Genomic DNA, 13,248 nt, shown 5'->3' on the forward strand with positions numbered 1-13,248 from the left:
TCCGCGCGGCGTCGAGGGGCTCAGGGCAGTCGGAGCAGTACGTCCCTGGCCGTGTGGCCGAGGATGCGGAGATCCTCCGCGAACCGGACGCGATCCGCCCCCGGGAGCGGACTCAGGACACACTTCTTGATGTTCTCGACGTGGACCCGAGCGGCGCGCACCGTCGTCTCCTCGCCCAGCGGGGTCAGCCGTACCGGCTTTCCGCGGGCGGAGGGGGACTCCGCCCGGGTGACCGGCTCCGCCTCCTCCCTGCGGTCCACCAGCCGGGTGGCGCCCCGCCGGTGGTGAGGACCTGTTCCGCCTCAGGAACGTGGGCAGCGGTACTGACGGGCCGGCCGTTCCTCGACGACGGCCGACGTCTGGACACGGGCCTCCCGGCGATCACCGGTGCGCGACTCGGCACCGGCCGATCGCCGGGAGGCCCGAGTACTGGGGCGTGTGCTCCGGGCGCACCCCGGAGCGAGGTCCCGCGCTCAGTCGGTTGCCGCCGCGGGCTCGGAGGGGCCTTGCGCCGGGGCGGCCGGCTCCGGCGCGTCGGGAGCGGTGTAGTACACCGAGGAACCCTGCTTGACGCGCTGGGCGTTGCTCTTGGCGACGAGCCCTTCGAGGGTGGTGCGCACGACGTTGGTCTGCACACGGCGGTCCGGGTGGGCCTGGGTGAGCGCGGCGGCGACCTCGGCCGCGGAGCGCGGTTCGCTCTGCTCGGTGAGGTGGCGGCGGATGAGTTCGACGAGCGTGGGCTGCGCCTTCTCGGCGGTCGCGGTCTTGGGCGCCGTCGTCTTGGCCGCCGTCGTCTTGGTGGCGGCCGTCGCGGTCTTCTTGGCCGTCGTGCTCGCCGACTTCGTGCTCGCGGGCTTCGCCGTCGCTGACTTCGGAGCGGCGGTCTTGGTGGCGGCGGTCTTGGTGGCCGCAGCCTTGGGAGCGGCGGTCTTCGTGGCGGTCGACTTCTTCGTCCGCCTGCCGTCCTGCGTGGGCTCGGTCTTCTTCGCCCGGGCGCGCTTGCCGGCTTCCGGGGAGGGAGCGGTCTTCTGCCGGGGCACGGAGGGTGTCGCGGGCTCCTCGGCCACGGCCGTGGGCTCGGACGCCGCGACACCGAGGGCCTGCTGCATGTTCACCAGCACGGCGTGGTCCTGCCGCAGACTGAGGAGTTGCTCCTGCAGAGCGTCGATCTCCCCGATGAGACGGTCCTGTTCCTTGGCGTTGCGCTCCAGGTCGGCTGCGACCTGGGCGGTGTACTGCGTCTTGAGATCGGCCGACTCGGACGGTGTCTCGGTCATGGCGGTTCCCTTCCCGACAACAAACGTGATGTGTGCGGATGGTACTCACCCATGTGCCCTCACAACTCCCGCATGAGCAGTTGTTCCCACGGAGAGGTGGCTTCCCCGCGGTGTGCGGATCTCGGTTGCCGCGGTGGTGCTCCGGCCACGATGCTGAGGCGATGAGGCACCCCGTATGCGGCTGAGGCTGCGCGAGTTCAGGCCCCGGATCGGGCCACACGAGCACCGTGTCGTCCGGCCCCGACAGCCCCTGCGCCACACCTCGTTGCGCGCGCCGGAGCCCATCGGAATCCTGCTCGGCGACCACGACGGGCTGAACCGGCTGGCCGGACTGTTCTCCTTCGCCGCCTACTCCCGGCACACGATCGTGCATGTGCCGTTGCGCGACGGCCTCCCGCCGGACGAGGGCGTCGGCGAGCGCGTGGACCTGGTCCTGGCCCACCGCACGCTCGGCCTGCGCTCCAGCAAGTGGCCCGAACTGCGGCGCAAGCTGGTCGACGGCACTCCGCTGACCGTCCGCACCGACGAGGCGCGCACCGTACGGGACGCCGGCTCCTGGACCGGACGTGGGCAACGGGCCGACCTCCGGGACGGGTTGCGGCACGCCACCCACGCCAGGACGTTCTTCCTCTTCGGCAGCCGTGACGTCTTCGCCGCGATCGCCACGGACTTCGCCCACGCGGCGGGGTGGGGCCCGCACCAGAAGGGAGTGGCCAAGGGCCACTCGGCTCTGATGGCGGCACTCCCGTCACTGTCCCAGCCACCCGGCGGCGGCCACCCCCTCGAAGTCCTGATCTGCTTCAAGCCGTATCCGCCCTACGCCCACTTCAGGCGGCCGGGACACTGAGCGGGGGAAGCGCGCTCCCGTCGGTCAGGAGCCGCCCCGTTCGCGCGGGATCCTCTCCCCGGCCTCGATCGCCACCGGCAGGCGGTTCTCGGCAGGGGGCAGAGGGCAGGTGGCCAGATCGGTGTAGGCGCACGGCAGGTTCGTCGCCCGGTTGAAGTCCAGGACGACCGTGCCGTCGGCGGCGGGCGGGGCGAGCGCGAGCGCCCGGTTGGCCGCGTAGGTGGTGACCCCGGACGTGGCGTCGGTGAACAGCACCAGCAGACCGCCCGGCCCGTGCCCGGGGAACGCGGTCAGGGCGAGGGAACGTCCGTCCAGTTCGAACTCGACCCGGCCCGGCGCGTCGTACACATGCTCAAGGCCCTCCACCGCCGCACCCACGGTCGTCGGCCGGGGTGCGTCGAAGGCCGTGTAGCGGCCGGTCACCACCCAGCGGGGGTGTGGTGCGTAGGCGGGCGTACCGGTGTACGCGGTGCGCAGCGGGGCGTCCGGGTGCCGAGGGCGGACGATGTCGTGTCCGCCGCGCCTGGCCACCTCGATCACGGCGTCGCCCCAGACCGCGTCGACCCCGCCGCGTTCCGGGAGCACCCCGAAGCGGTGCTCGCCGTGCACGGGGACTCCGTCCACGACCAGTTCCTCCCCCTCGTCGAGGACCACGACGACCCCCTCGGCGCCGGTCGACCAGGCGCCCGGCGCGTCCGGGAAGCGCTGCGGCTCCTCGCCGAGCCAGTACAGGCCGGTGACGGCGAGGAAGCCGTGCGGGTCGGCGAGCCGGGTCTCCTGCCCGGTGTGCCACTCCTGCCAGTCGCGGGTGAAGGCGGACAGCTCCTCGGCGGTGTCCTGAACGGTCATGTGGGTCCCTCCGTGGTCGGTGATGTCGGCGGTGGCGTTGCCCATGAGGCTCTCGGTGGCCGGTGCCGGTCAGCGCGGCGCGGTCGCGGGGCCGGCCGGTGTGTCGCCGCGCAGCGTGATGCGGTGCATGACCCGTCCACCGGCCCGACAGCGGGTGACGGCCTCGCCGGGCTCGGCGGCCGAGGTGTCGACGTGGGCGGCCGACCCCGAGCGGGAGCGATGCTGGACTGAGCGGAAGGGCGCACCCCGCGACCCGGCGCGAGGACCGCCCGCACCGGGTGGGTCACCGGAGGGCGGGGCGGGCCGGAGAGCGTCGGTTCAGCAACAACACGAGCCCGGGCGTCGGCACAGGTCGATGACCAGGCGTCGCACCAAGGGCTCGGGATTCATGGCCCTGTTCTACCGCAGCCGTGGCTCGACACCAAGAGGCGTCCACTCTCTGGAACGCAAGGCAGGAAGGACACTTACGCGGGGCCGGAGGGCGGATCGCTCGCGGGTCTGCGTCCCCAGGCGGTGAGCATGCCGGCCGACAGCGCCGCGCACTCGTCCCCGCCCAGGTACCGGATCGCCGCGTCGACGGCCTCGTCGTCGACCAGGCCGGTGGCGACCATCGCCGCCCTGCTCCGGTCCCATGTGTCCGCCCAGAAGCGGCTGATGGGGCTGCCCGGCAGCAGCGGCGGCACATGGACCTCGGCGGCCACGGACTCCAGCCCCGCGCCCCGCAGCAGTCGGGGGTACGACGGCACCCAGGAGACGTCCGTGCCGATGGTGGTCCGCAGCCCCTCCCACATGGCCCGCATCGCCACGCCGTACGGGGTGTCGGGAGTCCGGTCGCCCGTCAGGTCGACCGCGTCGCTGAGCACCAGCACACCACCGGGCTCGACGAGTTCGGCCAGCGCCGTGATCAGACGCTCGCGCTCGGGGAGGTGCATCAGCACGAAGCGCGCGTGGACGAGCCGGAAACGGCCGGGCGCGAAGGTCGGGGCCGAGATGTCGGCCTCCAGTACGTCGAGCCCGGGTACCGGCCGAGATCCGAGGAACCGTACGTCGCGGTCCACGGCCAGCACGCTGGTGACCCCGGCCTCCTCCAGCAGCAGTCGGGAGACGGTGCCCGTGCCGGCGCCCACGTCGAGGCAGCGCCACCCCGGGCCGACCCCGAGGCCCCGCAGCCGCGCCAGGGTGATGTCGTCGTAGGCGAGGGCGCCGTAGTCGATCCGCTCGCTCTCGCCCGCCTGGTCGGGGCGGAAGACGGCCTCGCCGTAGCGTCCACCGTCGGGCGAGCCGTCGAACGCGGTCATGCGCGAACCCCTTCGCACGAGGGACAGGTGCCGGGCGGCTCCCACGAGGTCGCCGCCCCACCCGATCGTCCCCGGCCCGTGCCCCACCGGCCCGAGGCGCGCCGCACCACCGGCCCCTCCAACCCGGTCGCCGACCGCCGGCCCTCCCACCCGGTCGCCTTCCTCCGGCGCGCCGCGTCGGCGTGGTCCGATCCCGTGTCGCTCAGCCCCCGAGGCGTTCGCTGTACGCCTCGGTCGGCGGATACGGGGCGGACCGTGTCATGCCCACCGACCAGAACGACCTGGTGCCCGGGACGGACGTCACGTCGTTGAGGTACGGCGCCGGTGCCGGGCCCGCCGGGCCCCGGGCGAGGGCCCAGGTGTCCCCGTCCCGGCGCAGATACGTACTGCGGCTCTGGTCCGAGAAGTTCCAGCCCGATATCCAGGCGGCGCGCCCCCGGGCGTCGCCGGTTATCCCGGTGAGCGACCCGAGGGTGAAGCCGGCCTCCAGTCGGGTCCAGGCAGTACCGTCCCAGTGGCTCAGGGCGGGGTTGCCGGGGCGGCCGACGGGGCCGCCGACACCGGCCTCGGTGCCCACGGCCCACACGTCGTCCGGAGCGGCGCAGTGCACGTCGGCGATGCCCAGCCGAAGGCCCGCGATCGGGGGGAGAACGGTCCACTCCCCGTTCCAGCGGGCCACGAGGCCGGACCAGCCACCTCCGTTCGACCGGTCTCCGCAGACCCACACCTCGCCCGGCCGACGGACGACGACCCGGTAGAGGTTCACGCTCGCGACGGGCAGCGGGTCCAGCCAGCGCCACCTCCGTCCCTCGCCGAGCAGCAGACGGGCGGCGCCGTCCCGCACGCCGCAGACCCACACCCGCCGGTCGCGGCCGACCGCCACCGCGCTGATCCTGACGTCCGGTTCCCCCCTGCCGGGGAAGTCGGCCTCGCGCCACGTGGTCCCGTCCCAGCGCAGCAGGGGGCTGCCGTCACCGGTGGGATGGGCCACGGCCCACGCCGCGGACGGGCGGACACCGGCGACATCGACGATCCTCGTGTGCGAGAGGTGCGACAGGTCGGCCTTCGACCAGGCACCGCCGTTCCACACCATGGTCAGGGCCCGTTGCTGGGCCTGCGGGGCCAGGTTCTCCTCGCCCACGGCCCAGGCCAGTCGTGGTCCCGCGGCGGCGATCCGCCGCAGTTGCGCGGCGGGAATACTGCCGGGTGCGGGCACCGCCTGCCACTCCCGCGGACGGGGTGCCGGCACATCGGCCCGGGACGAGGCCCCGCCGAGTGCCGTCCCCGAGAGGACACCGATGCTCCCTGCCACAAATCGCCTACGTCTCACTGCGGGATCCCTCCGGGCGGATCGGGCGGACAGGAGGAACCACCGTGAACCGGAGCACCCCAAAGTTCTAGCCACCCACATGACAAAACGCGCGGACCCGCCTTACCCGATCGGGTGACGGACCAGTGGCGCACGCGCTCGGTGGGGGAGTAACAACTCCTACGAGGCACCAGACATCAGGCGCGAGACATGAGACACCAGACATGAGGCACGACGCACGGCATGAGGCGTGGCGTGCGCGGCGTGCGGACCGGGCGAGTGGGGAGACAGATGCGTGTTCCGATGACGGTGGCCGACTTCCTGGACCGGGCGGAGGCGGGGTTCGCCGACAGTCCCGGGGTGATCGACGAGCCGAGTCAGCCCGCGGTGCCGGTGGCGCCGTCGACGTACGGACGACTGGGTGAGCGGGTGCGGGCCTGGCAGGCGGGACTGGACGCGCTCGGCGTGGGGGAGGGCGAGCGGGTGGCGGTGGTCAGTCACAACTCGGCCCGTCTGCTGGAGCTGCTGTTCGCGGTGCCGATGAGCGGACGGATCTGTGTACCGGTCAACTTCCGTCTGAAGGCGGAGGAGATCGAGTACGTGGTGCGCCAGAGCGGTGCCTCGGTGCTGCTGGTCGATCCCGAGGTGCGGGACACGGTCGCCGATGTCGAGGTGGCGCACCGGTTCACCCTCGGGGAGCAGACGGACACCGAGCTGATGCGGTTCGGGGCGGAGCCGAAGCCCTGGTCGAACCCGGACGAGGACGCCACCGCGACGATCAACTACACCTCCGGAACGACCGCGCGCCCCAAGGGAGTTCAGCTCACGCACCGCAACATCTGGGTCAACGGACTGACCTTCGGGCTGCACACACGGGCCTGGGAGCGGGACGTGTATCTGCACACGCTGCCGATGTTCCACTGCAACGGGTGGGGGATGCCGTTCGTGCTGGCCGGGCTCGGCGCCAGGCAGGTGGTGCTGCGCAAGGTCGACGGCGCCGAGATCCTGCGCCGGGTGGAGGAGCACGGGGTGACGCTGATGTGCGGCGCCCCGGCGGTGTGGAACGCGGTCCTCGACGCGGCGACCGGCTGGGAAGGGCCGGTGCCGGGGCGCGACCGGGTGCGGATCGTATGTGCGGGAGCGCCGCCGCCGAGCCGGATGATCCAGCGGGTGGAGGAGGAACTGGGCTGGGAGTTCACCCAGATCTACGGACTGACGGAGACCTCACCCCTGCTGACGTTCAACCGGACGCGGCCCGAGGACGACGCCCTGGGAGGCGAGGAGCGGGCGCGCAAGCTGTCGCGGGCGGGTCTGCCGGCGCTCGGTGTGAAGCTCGAAGTGGCGGACACCGGTGAGGTGTTGGCGCGCTCGAACGTGGTCCTCGACGGATACTGGGAGAAGCCGGAGGAGACCGCCGCCGTGCTGGAGGACGGCTGGTTCCACACGGGCGACGGCGGGACCCTGGACCCCGCCGACGGACATCTGACGATCTCGGACCGGAAGAAGGACGTCATCATCACCGGCGGCGAGAACGTGTCGTCGATCGAGGTGGAGGACACGATCTTCAGCCATCCCGAGGTCGCCGAGGTGGCGGTCATCGGGGTGCCGGACACGAAGTGGGGCGAGACGGTCAAGGCGCTGGTCGTGCGGGCCCAGGGAGGGGCCGTGACCGAGGCCGAGATCATCGCGTACTGCAAGGAGCGGCTCGCCGGGTACAAGGCCCCGACGAGTGTGGAGTTCCGCGAGGCCATCCCGCGCACGGCGACCGGGAAGGTCCAGAAGTTCAAGCTGCGGGAGCCGTACTGGGCCGGACGGCCCCGGGAGGTCAACTGACCGGCTGCCGACGGCGGCACGACGATGGTGTACGGCGACGACAGCGGTCCGTCGTCGCCGTACACCACGGATGCGCCCGCTCAGGCGCGCACCGCGTGGAAGAAGTGGGTCGGCTGCTGTACGGCCACGCTCTCGTGAACCTCGGCGCAGACGGCCGTGCCCGGTCGCTCGAAGAGGCCGGGCGGCGGCTCCGCGACCTTGATCACCGAGCGGCCGGACTCCAGCAGACGTGCGGCCATCGCGAAGTCGCCGACCAGCGCGGAGCCGGGAGCGACATGGCGGTGGCGGCAGATCATCACCTTCTCGCGGGCGAGGTCGGCCAGCAGGCTGCCGGAGCCCACCCACTCCCCGTAGTAGTCCTGGGGGTTGATCATCAGGGCGTGGCCGGTGCCGCCCTGCTGCTCTATCTCGTTGAAGGCGGCGAGGACTCCGGCGGTGTAGGAACCGGTGTACGGCAGGGTGGCGACATCCGGGTGGTCCACGACGTCCAGGGTCAGGGCGCGGTTCTCCGCGGTGCCGAGCCGGACCATGAGCCGGTGGTCGATGAACTGGGCCAGTGCGTCGGGCTGTTCGCCGAGGGCCTCGGGGATCTGCACCCACGCGGTGATCGGCCGCACTCCGTAGGTGGCCGCCTCGAACCGGTACGCGCTCTCCCGCAGCCCGCCGGACGCGTGCGGCGCGTCCGGCCGGGTCTCGAACCACGACCGGACCGTCTCGCTCGTGACGCGCTGCTTCTTGAACAGGTTGCGGGCGGTCAGCCGCGGCCGGTCCTTCCCGGGCTGGAAGGAGTCGGTGATGGTGTACTCGAACCGGACCTCTGCCTTCTCCGGGTCCTCGGCGAAGGCCCGGGCGAACTGCTCGCCCGGGGAGGCGGTTGCCGTCGCGCCGGCGGGGGTCGTCCTACCGGCGGTCGTCGTACCAGCGGTCGTCGTCATCGGGGCGTACGTCCTCGGGGTCGGTGGAGCCGGTGTTGGTGGGCGGTAGGCGGTGGGCACGTCAGAGCGCGTGCTCGACCAGGCGCTCGTAGTACGGGAGATGGTGCTCGTAGTAGCCCCGCAGCCGTGCGTCGTTCTCGACCGTGGCGGCGTACTCCTTCTCCGGAGCCCGGAACCCCGCACTGGCGATGGCGTCGAGGTGCCAGCGACGGTTCTGGCGCCACTCGGAGCGCTCACCGGGCCGCCAGTTCAGCGCCTCGGGCAGGAACGGCAGACCCACCCGGTCGCAGTACGCCGCGACGACCCGCGCCGGGTCGGCGAGGAGTTGTTCGGCGGTGATGACCACCGGGCGTCGGCCGGTGATCTTCCACGCCAGTTCGAACAGGGCGTACTGGTGCTCGTAACCGATCTCCCGGCAGGCCAGCTCGGGCTTGATCGCGTGGTGCGAGGCGATCGTGCGGGCCGGATGGCGGACGATGAAGGTGTGCTCGAAGTCGGCGATCCGCTCCGGACGGTCGAAGAGATGCTGGTGGTGGTACTCCAGGGTGTCCTTGAAGAACACCGGCCGGTGGGCGCCGAGGCGGGCGAGGTGGGCCAGCAGCTCACCGGGGTCGCGCAGGGTCGCCGTACCGCCGTCCGGGTCGGGGACGGACACCTCGCCGTGGTCGGTGAGCAGGACCAGCGGCTCGTGCACGACGGTCACGTCACCGCGCTCGATCATCATGCGGAGGAACGCCGTGGAGACCGCTCTCGGGTGCGCCCACATCGCGATGACCGTGGGGCGCGACGCGGGGCGAGGGGCCTGGCTCGGGGGCGGGGCCCCGGTCACATCGACCACTCCGTCGGCTGCCGGTCCCAGCGGTGTGCGCGCAGCTCCGCCAGCAGAGCCGGGTCGAGCGGCGGAGCGCCGGAGACGGCGAGGTTGGCGCGCGCGTGCTCGGGTGTGCGCATGCCGGGGATGACCGTGCTCACGGCGGGGTGGTGCAGGATGAAACGGAGCGCGAGTTCGGGCAGGGTGACTCCCTCGGGGAGGATCTTCTTGAGGAGTTCGGCGCGTTCGACGGTCGGGCCGAGGTTCTCCGGGCCGAAGTAGACGGCGCGCCAGTCCTCCTCGGGGAACGTCGTGTCCCGGGTGAGCCGGCCGGTGAGGCCGCCCTCGTCGAAGGGGACACGGGCGATGATGCCGATGTCGTCGCGCAGCGCCCGTTCGAACAGCTCGTCCTCCGGGGCCTGGTCGAAGATGTTGTAGATGACCTGGACGACGTCGACGAGACCGGTGTCGATCGCGCGCAGGCAGTTGGCCGGCTCCCAGCGGTTGACGCTGAGGCCGAAGCCCTCGATGACACCCTCCGCCTTGAGGTCGGAGATCACGCGCTGCCAGCGTTCGTCGTCGCTCCAGCGGTCCTCCCAGACGTGGAACTGCAACAGGTCGATGCGTTCGGTGCCGAGGTTCTCCAGACTGCGGTGGACGTACTCCCGGATGTGGTCGGGCGGGAAGACGTCGTCGAGGGTGTCCTGCGGGCGGGGCGGCCATTCACGGTTGAGCGGGGGGACCTTGGTGGCGACGCGGAGGCGACGGTCGGGGTGCCGGCGCAGCAGGGCGCCGAGCATCCGCTCGCTCACACCCCGGCCGTAGACCCAGGCGGTGTCGAAGAAGGTGCAGCCCTCCTCCACCGCCAGGTCCAGACAGTGGGGCGCGGTGTCGTAGTCCCAGCCGGTGAAACCGCCGGGGCCGCCGCCGATGCCCCACATGCCGTAGCCGATCTCGCTGATCCGCCAGCCGAGCCGGCCCATGGTGCGCTGGTGCATGTCGTCCTCTCGTGTCACTGGGTGAGGGTGGTGCGGTAGGCCGCGAGGGCCGCCTCCAGCGGCTGTTCCCGCAGGCCGTGGCGGCCGTCGAGCGCCGTGCAGGACTCACGGGTGAACAGGCCGGGGTTGTCGGTCAGCAGCCGCCGGAAGTCCGGTGTGCCGTCGGGCCCGGACGCGGGCAGCAGGGTGAGCACGGCGTCCAGCACGGCCGCCGGGGAACCCGCGTCCTCGGCTGCGGCGGCCCGCAGTGCCGCCATGAACTCCCTTACGGGAACGGTCCGTTCGCCGTCGGTGAGGGCGATCGCGGCGAAGTCCGCACCGCCGTCGCGGAACACATGGTGGACCGCGCCCGCGGCCGCCTCGGCGAGGCCGGCGACCAGCCGCGCGGCCGTCTCGTCGACGGGTGTGTAGTCCGAGCGCATCGGTACGTCGGGCCGCAGGCCCAGCCGACGGAACGCCGACAGCAGCAGATGGGTGAGCGCCTTGGGGTTCGGTACGCCGTTGTCGGCGGCCGGCATGATCTCGCCGAGCCTGTAGAGGGTGACCGGCGCGCCGAGTCGCCGTGCCGCGAGCACCAGCCGCTCCGCGACCCACTTCGAACGGCTGTAGCCGCTCGCGGGCGTCGCCGCCCGCGCGGGATCGAAGTCCTCGCCGAGACGGCCCCGCGCACGCTCCCGCGCACGGGCCGCCTCCCGGTCGAGCACCCCGAGGGTCGACACGTGATGCAGCGCCTTGACCCGTCCGGACAGCGCGAACCGCAACACCTCGGCCGTGCCGGTCACATTGGCGGGGCGATGCGCCCGGTAGTCCAGCAGGAAGTTGACGAGCGCCCCGATGTGCAGCACGGCGTCGCATCGGCCGGCGTATGCCTCCCAGGTCTGGTGGGTCCAGCCGAAGCGGCCCCGGGCGAGGTCGCCGCGCCGGGCGTCGAGCCGCCCGGCCAGGGTTTCCTCCCACAGCCCCTGCGAGCGCAGGGCTTCGACGAGGCGGTGCCGGGCGTGCGCGTCGTCGCGGGCCCGCACCACGCACACCACCCGGGCGTCGGTGGTCGTCAGCAGTCGGTGCACGGCCCTGGCCCCCACGAAGCCCGTGGCCCCTGTGACCAGCACGGTGCGCGGCGGCACGGCCGGGCGGGCGCCGCCGGCCCGCCGTGCCAGGGCGGCCAGTTCCTCCGGCAGCGCGGCGTCGCGCTCCATCAGCGCGGCCTCGTTCCCGGCGGACGTGGCGGTGGCGGTGGCGGCACCGTCGTCGAGCACCGCCGCGGCGAGCGCCGCCGGGGTGCGGTGCGCGTAGAGGTCGGAGATGCCGACGCGCATGCCGAGCGTGTGCCGGATGCGCAGGGCTGTGGTCAGCGCGGTGAGGGAGTCGCCGCCGTGGTCGAGGAAATCGTCACGGACGCCGAAGCCGGGCCGGTCGAGCACCGCCCCCATGACCTCGGCGACGCGCTCGGCACGGGTGAGCCCGGCGCCGTCGTCGGCATCCGTCGTCGTGGCCGGGGCCGTCTCCGTGCCGGAGCCGGTCCCCATGCCCGTCCCCGTGCCGGAGCCGAGTTTCTCCTCGACGATCGTCCGCAGCGCCCGCAGATCGACCTTGCCGTTGTCGGTGAGCGGCAGTGCCTGGAGGACGAAGCAGTGCCGGGGCACCTGGACGCGCGGTAACACGGAGGCCAGGTGTCGGCGCAGGGCGGCCGGGGTCGTGCCGTCCTCGGCCGCCACGGCGACCACCAGCCGGGTGCGGCCGGACCGGCGCAGGGTCAGCGCCTTGGCCTGGATGACACCGGGACAGGACTCGGCGGTCGTCTCGATCTCCCGGAGCTCGATCCGTACGCCGTCGACCTGGGCCTGCCGGTCCCGGCGGCCGACGAACCGCAGCAGCCCCGAGTCGTCGAACCGGCCGAGGTCGCCGGTGCGGTACAGCCGCTCGCCGGGAACGTCGGGGCAGGGGTTGGGCACGAACGCCCCCGCGGTGAGCTCCGGGGCGCCGAGGTACCCGGCACCCAGACACGCGCCCCCGATGAGGATCTCCCCGACGCCGTCGGCGTCCGCACCGTCGATGAGGGCGTAGCAGTTGTCGACGGGCCGCCCGAGCGGGATGTGGTCGCCCTCCGTGCCGTCGACGCGGTGGAAGACCATCCCGATGCTCGCCTCGGACGGTCCGTACCCGTTGGTGATCCCGAGCCCCGGCACGAGGTCCCTGAGCCGGTGCACGGCGTGCGGGATGATCTCCTCGCCGCCGACCACCAGATGGCGCAGCGAGGCGACCCGGGAGACATGCGCCGGCTCGGCCTCCAGCAGGGCCACCAGCATGCCGAGGATCGCCGGGACGAAGTCGGTGACGGTCACCCCGTACCGGGCGATGGTGTCCACGGTCCGTTCCAGATCGAGGAACTCGCCCTGCTCGGGGATGATCGTGCGGCCGCCCGTCGTCAGCGGCCACAGCAGCTGCCAGATCGCGGAGTCGAAGGTGTGACGGCTGTTCTGCAGCACCACCTCGTCGCCGGTGGCGGCGAAGTAGCTGGACATGAAGCGGAACCGGTTGGTCAGTCCGCCGTGCAGATTGACGGCGCACTTCGGGACGCCGGTGGTGCCGGAGGTGAAGACGCCGTACACCGGACGACCGGGACCGGGCCGCACTCCGGGGCGCTCGGTGCTCGGGACGACGGTCCGGTGGGAGACGACACGGGACCTCCCGTCCGTGGGGACGAGGGACCCCGTGGTCAGGGACAGCGGAGGGTCGAGCACCTTCAGGACGGCGCGCAGCCGCTCCTCCGGCCAGGCCGGGTCACAGAGGACGAACACCGCGCCCAGTTTCATCAGGGCGACCATGCACAGCGGGAGTTCGACACTGTTGCCGATCATCAGCGGGACGAGATCGCCCTCGCGCACTCCCACCGAGGTCAGCTCCGCGGCCAGCCCGTTGGCGAGCGCGTCGAACTCCGCGTAGGTCAGGGCCGTCTCGGTCTCGCCCCGGTGGACGAGGGCGGTACGGTCCGGGGTGCGGTCGGCCTGTTCCTCGATGAGGGTCGCCACCGGACGGTACGGTCCGTGGTCGACCTCCGCGCCGGCGACCTGCCACTTCGTTTCCGACATAT

Annotated in this window: 10 protein-coding genes and 1 pseudogene; 2 read left to right on the plus strand and 9 right to left on the minus strand. The window is 72.4% G+C overall.

Annotated features, from left to right (window positions below; all coding sequences use genetic code 11):
• Positions 1-20: 20 nt before the first annotated feature.
• Both ACZ9QC_RS41215 and ACZ9QC_RS41220 read right to left on the minus strand, forming a co-directional pair.
• A pseudogene (locus ACZ9QC_RS41215) lies at positions 21-298 on the minus strand (MarR family winged helix-turn-helix transcriptional regulator); the annotation flags it as partial.
• 175 nt (positions 299-473) lie between these two features.
• On the minus strand, positions 474-1,277 hold the full coding sequence (locus ACZ9QC_RS41220; RefSeq protein WP_472917803.1) for a hypothetical protein: 804 nt from the start codon (positions 1,275-1,277) through the stop codon (positions 474-476).
• A 175-nt stretch (positions 1,278-1,452) separates the two neighbouring features.
• Between ACZ9QC_RS41220 and ACZ9QC_RS41225 the strand changes: the two genes are divergently transcribed.
• The gene (locus ACZ9QC_RS41225; protein ID WP_472917804.1) at positions 1,453-2,124 is read left to right on the plus strand and encodes a hypothetical protein; all 672 of its coding nucleotides are present in this window, start codon (positions 1,453-1,455) and stop codon (positions 2,122-2,124) included.
• A gap of 24 nt (positions 2,125-2,148) precedes the next feature.
• On the opposite strand, the gene ACZ9QC_RS41230 is transcribed toward ACZ9QC_RS41225, so the two are convergent.
• The 3 genes from ACZ9QC_RS41230 to ACZ9QC_RS41240 all read right to left on the minus strand — a co-directional run bounded on the left by ACZ9QC_RS41230 (position 2,149) and on the right by ACZ9QC_RS41240 (position 5,487).
• The gene (locus tag ACZ9QC_RS41230) at positions 2,149-2,973 is read right to left on the minus strand and encodes a DUF1684 domain-containing protein (RefSeq protein WP_472921956.1); all 825 of its coding nucleotides are present in this window, start codon (positions 2,971-2,973) and stop codon (positions 2,149-2,151) included.
• A 464-nt stretch (positions 2,974-3,437) separates the two neighbouring features.
• Positions 3,438-4,271, minus strand: coding sequence for a class I SAM-dependent methyltransferase (locus ACZ9QC_RS41235; protein ID WP_472917805.1), 834 nt, complete (start codon positions 4,269-4,271; stop codon positions 3,438-3,440).
• A gap of 202 nt (positions 4,272-4,473) precedes the next feature.
• Positions 4,474-5,487: a hypothetical protein gene (locus ACZ9QC_RS41240; protein WP_472917806.1), complete on the minus strand. Its 1,014-nt coding sequence runs from the start codon at positions 5,485-5,487 to the stop codon at positions 4,474-4,476.
• Positions 5,488-5,871: 384 nt separating this feature from the next.
• Here ACZ9QC_RS41240 and ACZ9QC_RS41245 point away from each other — a divergent pair, with 384 nt between their 5' ends.
• On the plus strand, positions 5,872-7,413 hold the full coding sequence (locus tag ACZ9QC_RS41245; RefSeq protein ID WP_472917807.1) for an AMP-binding protein: 1,542 nt from the start codon (positions 5,872-5,874) through the stop codon (positions 7,411-7,413).
• Between the two features lie 80 nt (positions 7,414-7,493).
• On the opposite strand, the gene ACZ9QC_RS41250 is transcribed toward ACZ9QC_RS41245, so the two are convergent.
• From ACZ9QC_RS41250 to ACZ9QC_RS41265, 4 genes are all read right to left on the minus strand, one after another.
• Entirely contained in the window at positions 7,494-8,348 is an 855-nt protein-coding gene (locus ACZ9QC_RS41250; RefSeq protein WP_472917808.1) for a family 3 encapsulin nanocompartment shell protein, read from the minus strand.
• 61 nt (positions 8,349-8,409) lie between these two features.
• Positions 8,410-9,114 (minus strand): sulfotransferase-like domain-containing protein, encoded by a 705-nt coding sequence (locus ACZ9QC_RS41255; RefSeq protein WP_472917809.1) that lies wholly within the window; start codon positions 9,112-9,114, stop codon positions 8,410-8,412.
• Between the two features lie 59 nt (positions 9,115-9,173).
• Entirely contained in the window at positions 9,174-10,175 is a 1,002-nt protein-coding gene (locus ACZ9QC_RS41260; protein ID WP_472917810.1) for an aldo/keto reductase, read from the minus strand.
• Positions 10,172-13,246: a non-ribosomal peptide synthetase gene (locus ACZ9QC_RS41265; RefSeq protein WP_472917811.1), complete on the minus strand. Its 3,075-nt coding sequence runs from the start codon at positions 13,244-13,246 to the stop codon at positions 10,172-10,174. Before ACZ9QC_RS41265 ends, ACZ9QC_RS41260 begins: the two co-directional genes overlap by 4 nt.
• Positions 13,247-13,248 lie beyond the last annotated feature (2 nt).

The sequence above is a fragment of the Streptomyces sp. HUAS MS02 genome, from assembly GCF_055702265.1.